Source organism: Pseudomonas sp. GW821-FHT02A11, assembly GCF_059421985.1.
The window spans coordinates 206,758-225,206 of sequence record NZ_JBWKWB010000004.1 but is presented as its reverse complement, the minus strand read 5'-3'; the positions used below and the strand labels follow the sequence as shown (position 1 = coordinate 225,206).

The following is an 18,449-nucleotide window of genomic DNA, read 5'->3' as shown; positions in this document are numbered from 1 at the left end:
TTACATGTTTTCGTCAGCGAGCAGGAGCCGTGATGAGCGATAAACCACAAGATCCGAGCCAGCCCTTGGCCGGCGACATTTCCACCGATTTCCCCAAAGACACTAGCCGACGCCGCTTTCTCGGCGGCGTAGCGGTACTGGGTGCAGGCGCCACGTTGAGCGGCGTCGTGGCGGCCAGTGAAAAAACAACAGAAGGCAAATCCAGCGTACTGGAAACCACCCTTAGCGGCGCGGCGCTGGACAAGGCGTTGCAGGACAACGTCAAGACCATCGTGGTGATCTACGCCGAGAACCGCAGCTTCAACAACCTGTTCGCCAACTTCCCCGGTGTGGAAAAGCCCCTCTCGGCCGCCAGACCGGACGACTATCGCCAGCGCGACCGCGACGGCAAGATGCTGGAAACCCTGCCCTCGTGCTGGGGCGGCGTCTGCCAGGTCGGGCCGCAGAGCCTGGACGGCGTGACCTACGCCACCGGCGTGCAGTATCAGGAAAACCTGCCCAACACGCCTTATGCCCTCAAAGGCCCGAGCGGTGAAGACCTGCCTTTGGGCGTGGTCACTCGCGACCTGTGGCACGTGTTCTACCAGAACCAGATGCAGATCAATGGCGGCAAGAACGACGGTTTCGTCGCCTGGGGCGACTCCGGCGGCCTGACCATGGGCTACTACAGCCAGAGCCAGTATTCCCTGCGTTTGTGGGACGTGGCCAAGGAATTCGTACTCTGCGACAACTTCTTCCAGGGCGCTTTCGGCGGCTCGTTCCTCAACCACCAGTACCTGATTTCGGCCAAGGTGCCGTACTACCCGGACGCTGCCAATTCCCCGGCCAAGTCCCAGATGGCCACGCTGCAAAGCAATGACCCGCTGGACTACCGCCTCAAGCCACTGGAGAAATCTCCGGCCAGCGCCATGTCCGGCCCGCCGCAATTCGGCCCCAGCGCCCTGACGCCGGATGGCTACGCAGTCAACACCATGGCCCCGCCCTACTGGCCGACCTGGTTGCGCGACAAGCAGAACCCCGACTACTCGCAACCGAACCTCGCCAACGTGCTGGTCCCGCAAAGCCACGACCACATCGGCGACAAGCTGTCGAAGAAGAACGTCGACTGGGCCTGGTACGCCGGGGCCTGGCAGGTCACGCTGGATGAGTATAAGGATTCGGCGGGCATCCCCAAGATCCCCAACTTTCAGTACCACCACCAGCCGTTCAACTACTTCAAACAGCAAGGCCCTGAGAACCCGGCCGAGCGCAAGAAGCGCTTGCGCGACGGCGGGCTGGGCGACGACTTCAACACCAACAAATTCCTCGCCGACGCCGAAGCGGGCAAGCTGCCTGCGGTGACCTTCTACAAACCTCAGGGCAACCTGAACATGCACGCCGGTTACGCCGACGTCGCGGCCGGTGATCGACACATCGACCGCGCGGTGAAGGTTCTGCGCAACAGCCCGCAATGGAAAAACATGGTGGTGATCGTTACCGTCGATGAAAACGGCGGCTGGTGGGACCACGTGGCGCCACCCAAGGGCGACCGCTGGGGCCCGGGCACACGCATTCCGGCCATCGTGGTTTCGCCGTTTGCACGCCAGGGCACCGTGGACCATACGGTCTACGACACGGCGTCGATCCTGCGCCTGATCACCCGCGTGCACGGTCTGGAGAAGCTCGACGGCCTCAAGGAACGGGACGATGCCATGATCGCGCGCGGCCAGGTGCCGATGGGTGACCTGACCAACGCGTTGCGATTCCCCGCCTGATCCTACATGAGCTGTAGGACGTTGCAGGGCGTCCCGAGACGTTCTGCAACGCTTGGCCGGTTGACCCGCCCGCGCGCTACGTATTCCTTTCAAGGTTCCAATCACCTTGCAAGGAAGCAACATCATGAATGCAACATCTCCTGATTACGTACCGACATGGCGCACCGCCACCGACCTGTTGGTGGTGCACTGCTCGGCCACCCGCCCCACCCAGGACATCGGCGTGCGGGACATCACCCAATGGCATATCCAGCGCGGCTTCGACACCGTGGGCTATCACTACGTCATCCGCCGCAACGGCGAGGTGGAACGCGGGCGCCCGGAGAACGCCGTCGGCGCCCACGTCAGAGGGCATAACGCCAACTCCATCGGCATCTGCCTGGCAGGTGGCGTGGACAGCGCCGGGAAACCGGCCAACAACTTCACCGCCGCGCAATTCGTCGCCTTGCACACGTTGCTCGGCGAGCTGCGCAAGCGCTATCCCGATGCGCGAGTCCTGGGCCATCGAGACCTGTCGCCGGACCTTAACGGCGACGGCGTCATCAGCCCCAACGAATTCATCAAGGCCTGCCCGTCGTTCGATGTCGCCACGTGGCTCGCAAACGGCTGCCCCTCCTGAATTTCAGGCCTCGGCAGACCACACACATCGACTGAGAATGAGCGTGGATCTGTGCCTGTACAGCGTGGTCGCTCCTGCTTAGAGTGACCGCGCCTTATCGCACAAACAGGAGAGTGCCATGCCCCAAGCCTTGAGTTTTCAGCAGGTTGACGTTTTTTCCAGCGCCGCCACCCAAGGCAATCCGCTGGCCGTGGTGATTGCTGCCGACGACGTCAGCGATGAACAAATGGCCGCCTTCGCCCGCTGGACCAACCTCAGCGAAACCACTTTCCTGCTGCGTCCCACACACCCCGACGCCGACTACCGCGTGCGCATTTTCACCACCACCCGCGAGCTGCCGTTCGCTGGTCACCCGACCCTGGGCAGCTGCTTCGTCTGGCTCGACAACGGCGGAACGCCCAAGCACGACGAGATCGTCCAGGAATGCGGGGTGGGTTTGGTCCGCCTGCGTCGCGAGGGTGCGCGCCTGGCGTTCTCCGCGCCGCCACTGCTGCGCGATGGCCCGGTCGAGCCCGAGGTCTTGCGCACCCTCGCAGCCGGCCTGGCTGTGGCCCCTGAACGCATCATCGCCAGCCAATGGGCAGACAATGGCCCAGGCTGGGTCGCAGTCATGCTGCAGAGTCGCGAAGAACTGCTGGCGATCCGCCCGGATTATCAAGCGCTCAAAGGCTTTAATGTCGGTGTGGTCGCGCCCTGGACCGGCCCGGATGCCGAGGCCGACTTCGAGGTCCGCGCACTGATCAGCGAAATCGCCGCCGAAGACCCGGTCACCGGCAGCCTCAACGCCAGCCTCGCCCAGTGGCTGATCGGCGCGGGACTGGCGCCGAGCCAATACACCGCGCGGCAGGGGACGGTCATAGGTCACAAAGGGCAGATCAGCGTCGAACAGATCGGCGAGCGGATCTGGATCGGCGGCGACGTGCAGAAGTGCATCGTTGGCCGGGTGGACCTATAACTCTCGCGCTCATCGCCAATGCATCTAACACCGCTCATTGCCCGCCCCTAGAATCAAAAGGGGCAGGCAATGATTGAGCCGTACGATGAGCAGTGAATCGGACCACAACAAATTCAAGACGGACTATTGGCAATACGCGTCTCGTTGCAGGACGGCTCATGAGCAGCACTATGCAGCAAACACTGCGCATGCCCACGAGGTGTCTGACGCTGCCCACGAGCCGGTCAAAAGCACAACAAAATCAAACACTTCGTGCTTCTACCTGGCCCGATCGAGCCCGTAAATTTTCCGACCCGATCAGTGTGCATTCACACTTCCTCGACACGAGGAATCAGCGGCAGGGAAAGGCGTTCTTCAGTGCAGCGACCACCAGCACGGATTCATTCAGATGAAGGCTTTGTGGGTGATCTTCCAGGGACTGCACCACCACGCGCATCGACTGCACCATGGGAATTCCGCCTTCTGGCACGCAGACAAACTTCGGCGTTCCGCCCGCTTCATGAAGGATGTCCAGGGTGTCCATGGTGGCCTGCAAGACGCCGACGCAATGCCCCACGCCCACCGGGTTCTTCGCCGCGCCGCCGCTCATGCTGTTGATGCCGTCCTGGCATTCAAGCAACAGTTTGTTGCCGTCGGCCATGGCCCCGACGCTACAGCACAGGGCCAACAACGCAGAACAGCCAAGGGCGGCCTTGACCATCAGCGCAGCCATAATTCCTTGACCGAATGGTCCGACGCCTTGCGCACAACCAGGCTTGCACGCTCGCGGGTCGGCAGGATGTTTTCCAGAAGATTGGGGCGGTTGATGTCGCGCCAGATCTTGCGCGCGGCATCCGGGGATTTTTCCGGTGGCAGGTCGGCCAGCTCGCGGAAATAGGCACCGCGAGCGCGGAACGCGGTGCGTTGCAGCATCAGGAACCGCTCGACGTACCAACGCTCGATATCGGCTTCGGCGGCATCCAGGTAAATCGAAAAATCGAAGAAATCCGACACGATGGTGCCCGGTTTCTGACCGTCGTTGCCCTCGGTCTGCAGCACGTTCAGGCCTTCGAAAATCAGGATGTCCGGCTGGCTGACTTCGAGCACCTTGTCCGGCACGATGTCGTAGCTGATGTGCGAATAGACCGGCGCGCTGATCTTCGCGACGCCCGCCTTGAGGTCCGAGAGAAACTTGACCATGCGCTTGCGATCGTAGCTTTCCGGAAAGCCCTTGCGGTGCATGATGTCTTCGGCCGCCAGTTTGGCGTTGGGGTGCAGAAAGCCGTCGGTGGTGACCAGATCGACACGTGGATGATCCGGCCAGCGCGCCATCAGCGCCTGCAACACCCGGGCGAACGTGCTCTTGCCCACCGCGACACTGCCAGCGACGGCGACGACAAAGGTCTGTTTTTTGGCAGGACGGCCCAGAAAGGTATCCTTGATGCTGGCCAGATTGCGCGCGGCACTGACATGCAGGTTGATCAGGCGCGACAGCGGAAGATAGATGTTGACGACATCTTCCAGGGAAATATCTTCGTTTACGCCTCGTAACGCCGCCAGGTCTTCTTCGGACAACGTCAGTGGCGTGCTGGCGCGCAGCCCCGCCCACTCCTTGCTGGTCATTACGAGATAGTCATCAGGCGCCATCTATAGCCTTCCAATCAGGTGTCGGTATCGACAATGGTGCGAAGACTATCGTATTGACCCAAAAACGGGGCAGATTTCTTTGATTTCCCACGCATTATTGGCGCAAAAGACGTTGATCCGGCGCCGATTATTGCGCCAGATCAAAGGTGCTGCTCGATGCGAGCGTTACGCGCTTCGGTACTCGATGGTCAGGTGCGAAACCTCGTGCACCACGCCCAGCCGTTCGCGAATCGTTTCAGCCGTGGTCTCGGCTTTGGCCAGTACGCTGACAATCGCCGCGCGAGCCTGCGGGCCTACTTTCCAGACGTGCAGGTCGGTGATCTGCACATCGCCTCCCGCCTCGACCACTTCGCGAATTTCCTGCGCAACGGACTCATCGGTGACGTCCAGCAGCACGTTGGCGCTCTGCCGGATGAGGCCGACCGACCACTTGGCGATGACTACAGCGCCGACTGCACCCATGATCGGGTCGAGCCAGACCCAGCCCAGATAACGCCCCGCCAGCAAGGCGGCGATGGCCAGCACCGAGGTCAGGGCATCGGCCAGCACGTGCACGTAGGCGGAACGCAGGTTGTTGTCGCCGCCGTGGGCATGCTCGTGATGGCTGTGGTGGTGATGATCGTGGCTGTGATGAGCATGATGACCGTGATGATGCCCACCGCCCGCCAGCATGAAGGCGCTGACGAGGTTGACCGCCAGCCCCAACCCCGCGATCAGGGTGGCTTCACCAAACGCTACCTGAGTCGGCTGAAACAATCGCAGCAGGGATTCGATGCCAATGCCCACGGCCACCAGCATCAGGATCAGCGCCGAGGCGAAACCCGCCAGGTCCCCCACCTTGCCCGTGCCGAAGCTGAAGCGGCCGTTGTTGGCGTTGCGCCGGGCAAACGAGTAGGCCGCTGCTGCGATGCCCAATGCCCCGGCGTGGGTCGCCATGTGAAAACCGTCGGCCAGCAGGGCCATGGAGCCGGTCACGTAACCGGCGGCGATCTCACCCACCATCATGACGAACGTCAGCAACACCACCCACAGCGTGCGCCGGGCGTTGTCGTCGTGGGACTGACTGAGGAACACATGCTCATGAGTGTGTTGCTGCGCAGTGGCCATGAGGCCTCCTTATTTCGAATAGCGGCGAATGGCTTCGAGCAGGTCTTCCAGGCCTTGCGCCCGTTCCTCGTCGCTCAGACCGGGATGCGCCACATGCTCGCGGGCATGGGCTTCGATGATCTGGTCCAGCAGGCCGTTGATCGCGCCGCGCGTGGCCGCAACCAAGTGAAGCGTCTTGGCGCAGTCAGCGTCCGACTCAAGCCCCCGCTCGATCGCCTGTACCTGCCCGGCGATGCGTCGCACGCGCTTGAGCAAGTCATCCTTCTCGGCGTGTAAATGCGCCATACCATACCCCCCCTCCCTATATGAAGCGCGATTCTGGGCACCTCCCGGTGAAAAAACAAGTCCATCCGTCTCCTCTCACACGCCACCCATACAGATTCAGACACTCCATCGGGGCAGTTTCCGGAAACGACCTACACGCCAGAAAACGCTCGCCCTACATATGCGCTCGCCGCAACTCCCGGAACATGGCGTAGGCAGTTACAGCGTGTTTCTGCCACCGACAGGGAACGTCGCTGCATAACGCCGACGCGCCTCTGCCTTTAATTGATCAATAAGTAATGGATTGACCTGCATGCCTATAGAGCTCGAGATGAAGACAGATGACCCCGAAGAACGCCAGCTTGCCGTGCGTTACTGGGCAATGAGCGAAAGCGGCGAGTTTGTTGAAAAAGTCACGGATCTGGTGCCGTTTCGCGACATCAGCCATGGCGGCTCATTGGCCGCCCATGTTCGCCAATGGTGCTGCGCCTACGATACAAACCTGACGTGCCGAGACTGCGGTGCTTCGCTCGAAGTCAAAAGCCGGTCGATGGCGAAGAAATTCCCACAGACCTCATCACGGCCTTGCCCGGCCTGCAAGCAAGTGCATGAACGGCGCGAACGAGAGGCTCGTGCCAAAGCGGCCGCCGAACTGGACATCCAGATAGACGCCTATATGCGCCAATTACCATCAGGCCCCATCGACTACTCCCGCCTGAGCGACGACCAGGCCCTGCTGGTGCTGGCGCTGAACGTCGCACGCTCACCCGGCTCGTGCTCAACCGCGTTCAGCAGCCACGACTGCACAGCGCTGGCGCCCATGGATATCGAATCGTTCATGCTCAAGCTGCAAGCGCAAGGCATCATCAGGGAAGACCCCCATCAGGCCATGCCGGGCACGTACTTCCTGCAAAACGGCGAGCTTATGATCCACACCCGTGCCGTTACCTACACGCTGGCCCCCGATGTGCACTTAGGCACAGGTGAGCAAGCACTGTCGACGCTGATGCAAAGGCGCTATACGGACACCGCCGCGCTGTTCGATCTCTGGCTGGATTTTGCCTGCGCCGACGCCATGCGCTACCTGATCGACAAATGCACGGCCTTCGATCACGACCTCAACGAGCAACAACTCGGTGAAATCAGGAACACACTGCGCGAAGCCCTGAAAACCCATAGCGTTTCGCAGGCCTGGTTTGTGATCTGGAAAAACGTGAAAGACGCCGCCAGCCTTGCCCGGCTGGTGTACTACTCAGCGGCCCGGGCAACCGCGACCCTGCCCGGCAAAATTCGCAGGACCTTCGAAAAGATCGAAAAACAGGACGCCATCATTCGCAAATGGGATCGCCCCGACCACCAACCGTCCGGCGCGCTGGGCATGCTGTTCACGGAGCTGTTCGGCATCGATGAAGACACGCCGGGCATCGAGGTGCTTGAGCGGCTGACACTGCTGCAACCGGACGCAGCCGACGCTGAATGCCAACTCCCCAAAAGCGAGCCGGTCAGGCGCTGGCTGTGCGATGCGCTGGTTAACGACAACGGGCCGCAGATGTTGCTGCGGTTCGCCGATTTGATTCGGGACGGTCACGAAATTGACCTGGCGATCCTGCAAATGCTCGACACCCCTCCCCCCGCCACCTTCTGACATGACAGCCCCCCTTTGTGAGCAAACGGGGCTGGCTTTTCAGACATTCGGCTGCATCGCAAATAAATGGAACTCCTGATGGCCCTCTGCTGACGAATAGCCATCATTCACCACGACCACTTGAGGCGCCTATCGATGCGGCTTGAATCCCTGGCTCTGCGACTGCTTGCCACCCTCACGGACGAGGTCAACTCGCGGATCTATCCGCTGGACTTCACGGCCCTGCTGTACCTGCGTGATCAGGGGTATGCTGATGTGTCAGTGGTCAATGGTCACGTGGTGGCTGGCCGCACGCCCGCCGGGAAACAATTCGCCAGCGAGCGCGCCGGGTGTCGCTGAAGGTCGCATCAGTAGCCGTGGGATTCGCGGAATTTCTGGTAGTTGTGGTACTCGATCCACGCTACCACATCAAATGGCACATAGAGCTGACGGCGGGCCCGTGAGAGGGCGATGTACACCGCGCAGATGCGCTGATCGAACGCGTAGGCGTCTTTGAATTTGACGTTGGTCAGCAGTTCCGGCGTGAGCAGCACCTGATCGAACTCCATGCCCCCCGCCTCGTCAGCCTGCATCAGGATGCAGCGCTTGCCAGGGTCACCCAGCAACCGGTTAATGCGGGTGACATCGGCGACCTTGAAATCCTTGTTTTCAAGCAACGCCTCGATCCACAGAAACGATTCGTCGAAGCGGTTCGCCGCACGCACCTGAGCCCAGTCGGTCATGTCGCTGAAGTACGGATGCAGCCCCAATGCGCTGCGCTCGGGCGCGTAGTAGCTAGGATCGGACAGCCCCACCGCCGTGCTCATGAAGTGCTCGATACTGCGCTGGCTCGCGGCATCCAGGTACCCGAACGGGCATTGCGCGGCACGCAGCTCGATGGCCCATTTCATCGTGTCCCAAGGCGATGCCGTCAGCACCACGCAGCCTTGCGGTGGCACGAAACCTTCGGGGTAGGTCTGGACACTGACATCCGCATCCCGCGCCCCTTCGAACGGCACCTTACCCTTCTCAGAGTGCTGGTAGATCAGCGGATTGACCAAGCGCTCGACGCTCGGCCCCGAACGCACTGAAAAGCTGATGTCGGTCTGGCGCACTGTGCGCTCTCGCTTGACCATCACCCGCCCGGCCTGCTGATACTCGTCGCCCAGGGTGATCAGCACCTGCCGCCCGCGCTCGATGATCTGCAGCAGCGCCGGCGGGATATCCTGGCTCTCGTCGATCAGCACATGGGTGTAACGGTCGGGCATCGAACAGCCCTGCAGGTTCGCGCGTTTGATCATCCACAGCGCCTCGAACCCGGTCTGCCCGCCCCACGTCGGATTGGCCTCAAGGTAAACCCACAGGCGGCTCGAATACTCCAGCAACACCTGACTGTCGACGCTGCCCAGCGGCTGATTGAAATGCGGCAGATGTTTGCTGGACAGGCTGTGATCCCACGACTGGCAATAGCCCTCCAGCACCTTGAGGCAGATGTCCAGCGTGGCCTGCGCGCCATGATCGCGAAAACCGAGGATGTTCAATTCCTCGGCCAGCGCCTGCTTGCTCGGCCCGCGAAACACTGCGGCCTCAGGCGCCGCACGTGGACCGCGCAACAACGCCTGGGCGAAGGCTTTGAACGTCGAACCCGGCCCTTTGCCCTTGCCATGCCCACCCTTTAACCGCGCCCGCAGCGTGTTCAGCTTGCCGGGCGTGCGCGCCAGCAACAGCGTGCGCTCCGGACGCAAACACTCGATCAGCACCCCCAGCAAATGGCTCTTGCCGATGCCCGCATAGCCCTGCACGTGCAGGTCTTCGTCGAGATTGGCGCGAAAGGTACGCACCAGTTTGTCCTGAGCCGCACTCAACCAGCGCTCGCGATAACGCGGCGTGACCATCTGCTGGCTGAAGGGGTTGTGCCGCTGATGATGGCGAATCTTGTACTCCACGTCCCACTTGCCATCGGGGAGCAGGTAATCCCCCGCCGACACTTCCTCGGCCAGCAGCAGACGCAGGTTCAGGTGTTTGATGGCATCGAGGCCGAAGTACAGCTTGCGTGGATCGAACAGACGACGCGCTTCCGACAATAAAGAAGCACGCCTGTCGACCGACCAACCGATCAGGCGCGCGAGAATCTTCTCCGCCGCTTCGCAGGTCAGGTCTTTTTCCGACGCCTGCGCCAGGTTCTGGATGACCAGCACTGCCGCCAGTTCCGCGTCGGTGAGGGAGTCGAGGGCGTTCACGCCGTCGGCTTTGAGTCCCTCGCAGGTGTCGGCGGTGACGGGAAGGAAAACCGGGGTCGCTAAATCAAGGTGCTCAGGTTGCATACAGCCTCACAGCCAGGGAAAACACGGCGCGGGGTCAATCCTGGCCAGGGTTGTCATTTGAATCAGGGGCATTGCCGATCTTCGCAGCGGGATTTGGGGCACTCAGCTCGAAACGATAGTAGCCCAAAGAGCCCGACATCCCACCCGAAGGTCGTCGCTTGTCGCCCGCTTCCAGCTCGCGATGCAGCTCATGAACCGCCATGCCCAGCAGCCTGCGCAGATCCTCGACGCTGTGCGCGGTGACCTTCAGTTGCACGCTAACCGTGTCGGCCTCATTGGCGGTCGCCAGCTCCTCGAGTGGCTCAGGATCATCCACCGGTTGACGCGTCGACCCCGCCAGAATCTCGGCATGCTCCTCGTCCATCAGGTCCAGCACCCGCGACAGCTCAAGGGTCTTCTCGGGCTGCGATTGCATCCGGTCTTTGATCTCCAGCCGACGCATCTGCCATTCGCGCAGTTTGCCTCGGGTCAGGTCATCAATGTTGTCCACGTGCGCCACCTCTGATTGCATGGGGCGGGAGTATGCCACTGATTGGGGGTGGGGCTGAATGAGCCGGTGGGTTCGAGGGGTAACGCGCGCAAAACAGCGACTTCACAAGACTGGAAGCTGTAGCGATGGCGATTTTTACTTGGACAGCCTTGAGAACTCAAGACCAGGAGATTGGGTGGTGCCCCCACCAGCCACACCCCGGCACACAATGTTCCCGCTGTGGCTGCTCCCTTCCGGGCCTGACCGGGTGGCATGCAAGCATGCTCGGGAATCGTTGCGGGCCTAATGGGGTAAGGGTTACAGGCTGATGAGGGTGCAACATATCTGCCGTGCGAACACTCAACACGGGCGTTCAAAACTCCGGGGTGTAGCCAGCATTGTCACACTTTGCTGTAACACTTTGGTGTCACACCTATGGCCTACATCATCAAGCGCGGGGCGCTCTACTACCTGAATCTCAAGCTGCCGAAGCACCTCTTCCCGAGGTGTAACACTTTGCGTTTGAGCCTAAACATTCGGCATCGTCAGAGCGCCTTGTTCATTGCCACATCACTGGTGCAGCGGCTGCATCACCACCTCGGCGAGCACCCTCTAACAGACCTTCAGACGCTTCGCACGTTATGTTCGCAGTGGCGGGACTCAACACCCACACCCTGTACCAAAACCGCCCCACGGACTGCTACGGCGGGTACAGTGAAAGGGAGCAGCGACAGCCCTACCCTAGCTGCGCTCTCCAAACTCTATAAAGAAGAAGGAAAACGCGGAGGCACATGGCGACAAGTCAGCACAGAGGAAGTCGAGCGAGCTTTATCTCACCTACTTGAGCTTATGGGTGACATGCCCGCCAAAGCCTTCGATGTGCATCAAGCTCGTTTACTAAAGGAGCGGCTAAGCCTATGCCCGCAGTACTTCGGCTTACGCCCCGAGTTCAAGGGAAAGACACTGAAACAGGTGGTTGAGTCAGGCAGCACTTACAAGACCATCACTGCGGTCACAGTGAACAACCGCCTCCGCAAGCTCACCTCCTTCATGAACTGGTGCAAGGCGAACGGGTATATTTCCAACAACCCACTGGCGGGCATGAAAGTCATGACAGGATCAGCGAAGGAGGCTCGGCTGTCCTTTGAACGGCACGACCTAGTTGCCCTACTGAACCATGATGCACTGCGAGAGGAAGCTCGCAAGCACCCGTGGCGCTTCTGGCTGCCGCTTCTTGGGCGAGTGACCGGGGCAAGACTGGAAGAGCTGTGCCAGTTGCGTGTCGATGATCTGATTGAACAACAAGGCATCCAGTGCATCCGTATTGATGACAGCCGCGAAGGCCAGAACCTTAAAAACGCCAGCAGCCGCCGAGTGCTTCCGTTGCACCCGTCACTGATTGAGCTGGGATTGCTGCAGTTCGCTGAGTCGGTAAGGACAGCTGGGGCTGATCGCCTGTTCCCCGGACTGGATGCCGTGAGAGGAAAGCTTGGCCATGCACCATCGAAATGGTTTGGCCGCTATAAAATGAAACTGGGTATCACCGACCCACGCAAAACGTTCCACAGCTTCCGTCACACCTTCATCGATGACCTACGTGATGCTGGCGTGCAGGACTCACTTATCAAGCGGATGGTGGGCCATGAAGACAGCTCCGTGACCTTCGGCATCTACGGTAGCAGGACGCCATTCAAGGCTATGGTCGAGGCGCTGGGGCACATTCAATAACCCCGAATAACCTTCAGGAAACCTCGGTTTAGACTTGCCTTCAAACCGATGCTATCCAGCCACTCTTCATTCCAAACCAACGTTTACGGGGCGAATGAGTGGTCTGGACTAAGCAATGCGCGTTCTCCGCTTTGGAAAACAGTTTTTTGAATACGGGCCGTCGCAAAAGTCAATAGCCGATCTTGACCGATCATCGAAATCGTGTATAATCCGCCGCCTACCCAGCAGGTAGACAGACATTTAGAAGCCTCCGTCGCGACCACCGAATCGGTGCCTTGCAAGGGGGCTTTTTCACGCCTGTGATTTACCAAACCATCCCGGCAATACCCGAGGTAACGCCTATCGAAATGAGCTAACAGGAGGATTTAAGATGATCAATATCGCCCCGAATAAAGTGATCCACACCGCGGTATCCGCTCCAGGAGCGGGCAAGACTCAAGCACTCATCGCCCAGATTCCGTCTCTGTTGTCAGCGGGACGCTCCATCGTTCTCGCACTACCAACCCTTGGCCTCACCGAAAGCTTTGTCAGCCGGTTACCCGCCAGTTTGCCTTACCGCGTTATCAACTCCACTACCTGCGATCACGTAGGCACGGAGCTGATGGCTGCTTTGAAAAAGAAAGAAAGCCTTGTGATAATCACGACACATCAGAGCATTTTCGCCGTACGAGCTAATTTGCTCAGGGGCTGGACGTTAGTCGTCGACGAACTACCTCCTGTGGTTGATTTTCCAGCCTTCCCATTCGAGCCGTCAGAACTTGCTCAACTGTTCGTGAATTCAATGGAGCGTGATGGGCGTTTATACATCCGGGAAGGTTGTGCTGGTGCGATTGAGACATCCTTAGCGACTTTCAAGGCGGTCTCAGCAGGAGCTGAACGCACGTCGATGCTGAGCAAGGAAGGGGCTCGTATCTTCGAGTGCCTTAAGGATGGGCATCCAGTATTCATTGACTCCAAGATACCCAATGGAAACAGGTATGTTCGATCAGTAGTCGAGTCCAACTGCTGGGATACCTTCGCTGCGGCTGAAGAGGTCCACGTTCTTGCGGCCAGCGTAGTTGGTACTCAGTTCGATGATTTTGCTCAGGTGCATGGATTCACATACGTAAGGTCTGATTTCACGCCTGCGTTTGACGGCTACACATCTATTGTCACGATCTACCCCGTCATGCCCAAGGGGCGTAACTACAGCAAGTCCGCAATGCTCATGGCTACCCAAGAAGGCAGTGTCATAGATCAGCAGAAGCAGGGAGAGTGTCTGGTAATTGATGAAATTTTGAGGGAAGTCCTTAAGCGAACTAGCGGAACGCCACTACTATTTAGCAATAGCTGGGCAGGTTTCAGGTGGTTGCCACGAGGGACTGTGCATCGCTGCTTGATTGACAGCCGAGGACTGAATGAATATCAGGGCGAAACTGATGCCATTCTCCTGTTTGGTGGCAATCCATCGCCCTCCGATCAGCTGGCATTGGAGTTTTTGTCAGAAAAATATGGCCGAGAGTTCCACCAAGGTTTCATGGTCACCAGACTGTTGGAGCCAAGCTTGCAAGCAGTGACTCGGACAGCGGTACGAGACAGAAGCAATACCAAACCGATACAACTGTTTGTCCAAGATGGGCGAGTTGCTGAGTATCTTGTGTCTAGTTATATGCCAAACGCTGTGATCGATTGGAGCGCCGCTGAAATATGTCCAGTGGGAGAAGACCGCAGAAAGATACAGGACCCTCGTAGGGTTCAAGTGTATCAGCTGTTCGCTGAAGGCAAGAAAAACGCTGAGATTGTTCGTCTCACCGGCGTCCATCGAAACACGTTACCGAGTTGGAGAGAGGACTGGAAGCTAGGCCAAGCGGCATAGAATTAAACACCACTGCACATCGCAACCCTAACATACACCTGCAGAAAATAAATTTGCACATTGATCCTAAAAGGACTACTAGGAAAGATGTGCAGTTCTGATTCCGCTAGAGTAGCATCCAGATTGAGGACCAGCACAGTAGTAAATTAGTAAAACACCAACACACATCCAAATCAAAGCTCTTGTTCTTGAGCTGATCCACCGAAGGTGCGCAACATTGGCAGTATCCACTGACGAGACACTACCGAATATATCCGTATTCACTTTCGCACCAACAGATAATGGCAAGATCAAAATCACAAGCCAAGAGCAGGATTTGGGTAAAGCTTTTTATTACTAGAGTACATCCGATGGAAAATCGGCGGCCACGCCGTGGCTGAGTACGGTTGAAAACAGACGTTGATGGTGCGAAATTCCAAACGAAGTTTGAAAGGTCAATCTCTTGACTATTCGTCAATAGCAAGCCCAACTGACTGAGTGACAGACCTGAATCTGCCAGTCGCAAAGGTTCTCTTGGGCAGAGTGTCGATCTTCAGCATCACTGCCTTTGTGTTCAAAAATTCACGTTTTAGTATTGACTGATCTTGATCCGTTGCTGGTGCAAGTTCTTTGTAGTACTCGTCCGTACACATACCAGTAAAACTCAGGCTTTTACCGTTAACTTTTCCCTGAACCTTAAAAGTCGACTCCCCTTCAGGACAAGCACCCTCACCACTGATGAGGTACGCTAAGCGCATATCCTGCCCGTAGGGAATGACTCGAATGTAGTCGTGTTCGCTTTCTTTACTGACGACAGTAGCTTTATTAGACCAGCCAAGGGACCAGTACTTTGAACTTAGATTTTCTCCCGCATAGGCGAATGCAGATAGCAACGCAACGCAGGGTGCAATTGTCAGAAACATACGGTTCATGTGCTTTCCTTTTCCTGATATCAACGTAACCAACCATTGGCCGTCATGGCAGTCTTACCACTAGGAAGCTGAATCAATGCTGACTTGTCACCGTCCTTGGGACCTTCGATGAAGTTGACCTTGGTAGCAGTTGAGATCGTTCTGCACTTACCTGACTCAATCAGGCGGCCAGCCTCATCTTCGTCCTGATCAAGCGAAGCTTCCACCATCTTGGTCCAGTCACCAGCCTTGTAGCAGACCATTGAGCCAGCGACGAGTGTCCGTTTGGGGTAGGTGTCTGCCATGACGACAGATGTGAGAAAAGGGAGCACGCAAAGCAAACGACTTACGGTGTTCATCGAGCATTCCTTGGGTGGTGCAGAGAACGGGGATAATATCCCAAATTCAGATATCTGAAAACCAGATATAGGTTGGACGCTGCTTATCATGCAGTGCCCCAGCCATGCCCAAGACCATCTACAAACCCGAACACACAGTCCTCCTCACTATCCTGAAGAAACATAGGAAGGCGGCTGGTCTGACTCAAGTCCAGTGTTCAAAGGCTCTGGGTCGTCCACAGTCGTTTATGAGTGATGTTGAGAGTGGGACACGCCGCTTGGACATCGTGCAGCTACGAGACCTGTGCAAGGTTCTGGGGGTTGCTTTGCAAGACCTGATTGCAGAGTTCGAAAAGTCCTTGCCTGAGGACTGACCGGACAACAGTTCACATCCCCGACCAGCCCCTCCATACCGGACCCTCAGCTATCAAAGAAGTAGACGTATCTGGTAGCGCGATAGCCGCAGCGAAATCACTATCAATAGGCTATTGCAGAAAGCTATATGATTAATTTATAATTTAACTATCAAAACGAATGACAAAGGATAGCCAGCCATGAATGCCCACCTTTACCTCCGAGCCTCGACCAAAGACCAAGATGCCACTCGTGCAAAGGTCGCCCTTGAGTTGTTCGCTGCCGAGAAAGGATTGAGCATCGTCGGCGTGTATGCAGAAAACATCAGTGGAACCAAGCTCAACCGTCCTGAGCTGCTTACCTTACTCGATACTGCCGAGAGTGGAGACGTGCTATTGGTTGAGTCTGTCGACCGCCTGAGCCGTCTCTCACAAGCTGACTGGGACACTCTCAAGGCCACTATCAAGGCCAAGGGATTGCGTCTGGTTGTAGCTGATCTACCTACCAGTCACATGCTGGTTGAAGCAAAAGGAATCACCGGTCAAATCATGGATGTGATCAACAACATGTTGATTGACCTCATGGCAACCATGGCCCGACTGGATCAAGAGAAACGCGTGGAGCGTATCAAACAGGGCTTGGAGAACAAGAAAGCTGCTGATCCTGAGTGGAAGCCAGCAGGCAAGGGAAGGAACACTGCGAAATGGTCTGAGGTACAGGCGCTGATGAGGAAGCATCCAACAATGTCAGCTGATCAGATTGCCAAACTGGCTGATTGTGGTGTCGCTACCGTTTACCGGATCAAACGTGAGATGGCTTGAGACTTCCATCAGGTGACGTGGCTCTCAGAGGAACACAGACTTACTTTGAAAAAGCCCAGCTTTCTGCTTTGGCCGGTCACACTGCGTTAAGCAGTGCAGGTGAAACCTCCCTTTGCAGACACTCCGTCCTCAATTACTTTTCTGGCTTGGTTTTCCAGCTTTATAAACGTAAGGCTAGATTTTTTGGCGCGGGATTTGAAATCTGTACAGAAAAGGTTGGCATGGGACACACCCGCAATCGACACCTCTGCCCACTCACATGCCCTCACCTCCCTGCCGAGCAAGGAACATGGCTAGCCGAGCTTCAGTTTTCCTCGCGATTGGAGATCGCTTACCAGCCATAGTCCCGCTTTGGTCATTAAGCAAAAAGTAGCTATTACAAAACCAACTGCCAACCCATCAGCAATGGTCAATCGCTTTCCATCAGATTGAATCACCATCTCCTTAATGGGTCCGCCTCCTAAGTACGGCACCGCGGTTTTATGCTTAAAATTTTCGACTAGGACGATATAACCATCAAGCTCTGACTGACTGAGCTGCTTTTCGAAATCATGCCCGAAATCATTTCTGACCCTGTTCAGGTACTTCAGCGATTCACCGAGCTTAGTAGGTAATCCATATGCGATCGCAACCATCAGTTTTTCGTTAAAGTATTTTAGGAACGTACCATTCTTATCCTTTGGGAAAAACTTCTTACTCTCATCAGGCACTCTTTCCGAAAGATAAACCTCTAGAAATCTTTCGGAAATCAGTTGAAGGCGCAGGATACTGCCTACGTCATCATTATAAGCAATTATGTCCGCGTAATATTTTGGATCGATAAATTTAGTGAAATCGTGTCCAAGCTTCACCATTTTCTGCTCCACCATTCGGCACCCAATTTTCCATTACGAATTAGGGATTAATATCGTTAAAACCGCTTATGCACATCCACATCCACATACATCCACACCATTTCACAAACTCAATATCCAGCAACACATCTAGTTTCTTTAACGAGAATTTACAGTATAAAGCTTCGACTTCCTAACCGTACCCGTAAACCCTAAGATATCTTGAATATAGTGACGCATGGCGTTACAAAGCTCATCCGGAGCTCTAGGATCAAACAATATGGAATCAACCAGATCAACACCTTCGAAATTGACTACAACCCCTTTCAATGAACCACTATCTCCTCGGCTAGCATCCGAATTAAATAGAATTGCCCTAACTTCATTTTCGTGTTCGAAAGCCAATCTTTTCATGCAAAGCAAATCAGCACCTAGGGAAGGACTGCTAAAATCAGCATCCCCCATGAGAGCCTCTATTTGTGCGATTTCTTTCTTATACTCCACTTGGTCTAGATATTTAACTTTTTCCAACCGCCTTTTAAAACCCCTATTTTTCGCAGTATAGACTTGCATAGCTTCAGTTAGCTTCCCCACCCTAGTGCGAAGACGAACACCAAGAAAATTAGGGGAGTATATCCTCCACATTGCATCTGACATACTTGCTGTAGTCCAGCACTGAGCAAAAATCGCATGGTCGTAGCTATGTTTTACATGCGTTTCATACGGGTCTTCCCACTGAGACGGGTGCGAAAAAAAAAGCTCCCCCTTCAGCACCTGCACAGCGTGATCAAACCTCATAATACGGTACAGGTATTTACTATCTGAAATCTTTGCCATGCCGCACCTTACACTTCATATATCAAGAACCCCGAATAGTAGCAACTATAG

General features: G+C 56.6%; 19 protein-coding genes. 9 read left to right on the top strand and 10 right to left on the bottom strand.

The genetic code is table 11. The features are described from left to right. Positions 1-32: 32 nt before the first annotated feature. The 3 genes from AC07V9_RS08515 (at position 33) to AC07V9_RS08505 (ending at position 3,328) form a co-directional block, all read left to right on the top strand. Positions 33-1,754, top strand: coding sequence for an acid phosphatase (locus AC07V9_RS08515; RefSeq protein ID WP_495015287.1), 1,722 nt, complete (start codon positions 33-35; stop codon positions 1,752-1,754). A 124-nt stretch (positions 1,755-1,878) separates the two neighbouring features. After that, positions 1,879-2,373, top strand: coding sequence for an N-acetylmuramoyl-L-alanine amidase (locus tag AC07V9_RS08510; RefSeq protein WP_495015286.1), 495 nt, complete (start codon positions 1,879-1,881; stop codon positions 2,371-2,373). A gap of 118 nt (positions 2,374-2,491) precedes the next feature. Then, positions 2,492-3,328, top strand: a complete 837-nt coding sequence (locus AC07V9_RS08505; protein WP_495015285.1) for a PhzF family phenazine biosynthesis protein — start codon at positions 2,492-2,494, stop codon at positions 3,326-3,328. A gap of 331 nt (positions 3,329-3,659) precedes the next feature. Here the strand turns inward: AC07V9_RS08505 and AC07V9_RS08500 are convergent, their stop codons facing one another. From AC07V9_RS08500 to AC07V9_RS08485, 4 genes are all read right to left on the bottom strand, one after another. Then, on the bottom strand, positions 3,660-4,040 hold the full coding sequence (locus AC07V9_RS08500) for a Rap1a/Tai family immunity protein (protein WP_495015284.1): 381 nt from the start codon (positions 4,038-4,040) through the stop codon (positions 3,660-3,662). After that, positions 4,028-4,954, bottom strand: coding sequence for a type I pantothenate kinase (coaA, locus tag AC07V9_RS08495; RefSeq protein WP_495015283.1), 927 nt, complete (start codon positions 4,952-4,954; stop codon positions 4,028-4,030). Before coaA ends, AC07V9_RS08500 begins: the two co-directional genes overlap by 13 nt. Before the next feature lie 165 nt (positions 4,955-5,119). Next, a complete protein-coding gene (gene dmeF / locus AC07V9_RS08490; protein WP_495015282.1) occupies positions 5,120-6,061 on the bottom strand; it encodes a CDF family Co(II)/Ni(II) efflux transporter DmeF in 942 nt (313 codons plus the stop codon). Between the two features lie 9 nt (positions 6,062-6,070). Next, the gene (locus tag AC07V9_RS08485) at positions 6,071-6,346 is read right to left on the bottom strand and encodes a metal/formaldehyde-sensitive transcriptional repressor (protein ID WP_495015281.1); all 276 of its coding nucleotides are present in this window, start codon (positions 6,344-6,346) and stop codon (positions 6,071-6,073) included. A 310-nt stretch (positions 6,347-6,656) separates the two neighbouring features. On the opposite strand from AC07V9_RS08485, the gene AC07V9_RS08480 reads away from it, so the two are divergent. Beyond that, entirely contained in the window at positions 6,657-7,970 is a 1,314-nt protein-coding gene (locus AC07V9_RS08480) for a hypothetical protein (protein ID WP_495015280.1), read from the top strand. Positions 7,971-8,105: 135 nt separating this feature from the next. After that, entirely contained in the window at positions 8,106-8,309 is a 204-nt protein-coding gene (locus tag AC07V9_RS08475; RefSeq protein ID WP_495015279.1) for a hypothetical protein, read from the top strand. Between the two features lie 8 nt (positions 8,310-8,317). Here the strand turns inward: AC07V9_RS08475 and AC07V9_RS08470 are convergent, their stop codons facing one another. Both AC07V9_RS08470 and AC07V9_RS08465 read right to left on the bottom strand, forming a co-directional pair. Further along, the gene (locus AC07V9_RS08470) at positions 8,318-10,273 is read right to left on the bottom strand and encodes a hypothetical protein (protein ID WP_495015278.1); all 1,956 of its coding nucleotides are present in this window, start codon (positions 10,271-10,273) and stop codon (positions 8,318-8,320) included. A 34-nt stretch (positions 10,274-10,307) separates the two neighbouring features. After that, a complete protein-coding gene (locus tag AC07V9_RS08465; RefSeq protein WP_495015277.1) occupies positions 10,308-10,763 on the bottom strand; it encodes a hypothetical protein in 456 nt (151 codons plus the stop codon). Between the two features lie 414 nt (positions 10,764-11,177). Here AC07V9_RS08465 and AC07V9_RS08460 point away from each other — a divergent pair, with 414 nt between their 5' ends. After that, positions 11,178-12,470, top strand: a complete 1,293-nt coding sequence (locus AC07V9_RS08460) for a site-specific integrase (protein ID WP_495015276.1) — start codon at positions 11,178-11,180, stop codon at positions 12,468-12,470. A 370-nt stretch (positions 12,471-12,840) separates the two neighbouring features. Next, entirely contained in the window at positions 12,841-14,325 is a 1,485-nt protein-coding gene (locus AC07V9_RS08455; protein ID WP_495015275.1) for a DEAD/DEAH box helicase family protein, read from the top strand. A 446-nt stretch (positions 14,326-14,771) separates the two neighbouring features. On the opposite strand, the gene AC07V9_RS08450 is transcribed toward AC07V9_RS08455, so the two are convergent. Next, the gene (locus AC07V9_RS08450) at positions 14,772-15,236 is read right to left on the bottom strand and encodes a hypothetical protein (RefSeq protein ID WP_495015274.1); all 465 of its coding nucleotides are present in this window, start codon (positions 15,234-15,236) and stop codon (positions 14,772-14,774) included. A gap of 20 nt (positions 15,237-15,256) precedes the next feature. After that, positions 15,257-15,574, bottom strand: a complete 318-nt coding sequence (locus AC07V9_RS08445; RefSeq protein WP_495015273.1) for a hypothetical protein — start codon at positions 15,572-15,574, stop codon at positions 15,257-15,259. 104 nt (positions 15,575-15,678) lie between these two features. Between AC07V9_RS08445 and AC07V9_RS08440 the strand changes: the two genes are divergently transcribed. Next, the gene (locus AC07V9_RS08440) at positions 15,679-15,927 is read left to right on the top strand and encodes a helix-turn-helix domain-containing protein (RefSeq protein ID WP_495015272.1); all 249 of its coding nucleotides are present in this window, start codon (positions 15,679-15,681) and stop codon (positions 15,925-15,927) included. 180 nt (positions 15,928-16,107) lie between these two features. Continuing rightward, positions 16,108-16,728 carry a recombinase family protein gene (locus AC07V9_RS08435; RefSeq protein ID WP_495015271.1) on the top strand — a complete coding sequence of 207 codons (621 nt, stop codon included), beginning with the start codon at positions 16,108-16,110 and terminating at the stop codon, positions 16,726-16,728. 293 nt (positions 16,729-17,021) lie between these two features. On the opposite strand, the gene AC07V9_RS08430 is transcribed toward AC07V9_RS08435, so the two are convergent. After that, positions 17,022-17,582, bottom strand: coding sequence for a hypothetical protein (locus AC07V9_RS08430; protein ID WP_495015270.1), 561 nt, complete (start codon positions 17,580-17,582; stop codon positions 17,022-17,024). A gap of 138 nt (positions 17,583-17,720) precedes the next feature. Continuing rightward, the gene (locus tag AC07V9_RS08425; RefSeq protein WP_495015269.1) at positions 17,721-18,398 is read right to left on the bottom strand and encodes a DUF2971 domain-containing protein; all 678 of its coding nucleotides are present in this window, start codon (positions 18,396-18,398) and stop codon (positions 17,721-17,723) included. Positions 18,399-18,449: the final 51 nt, after the last annotated feature.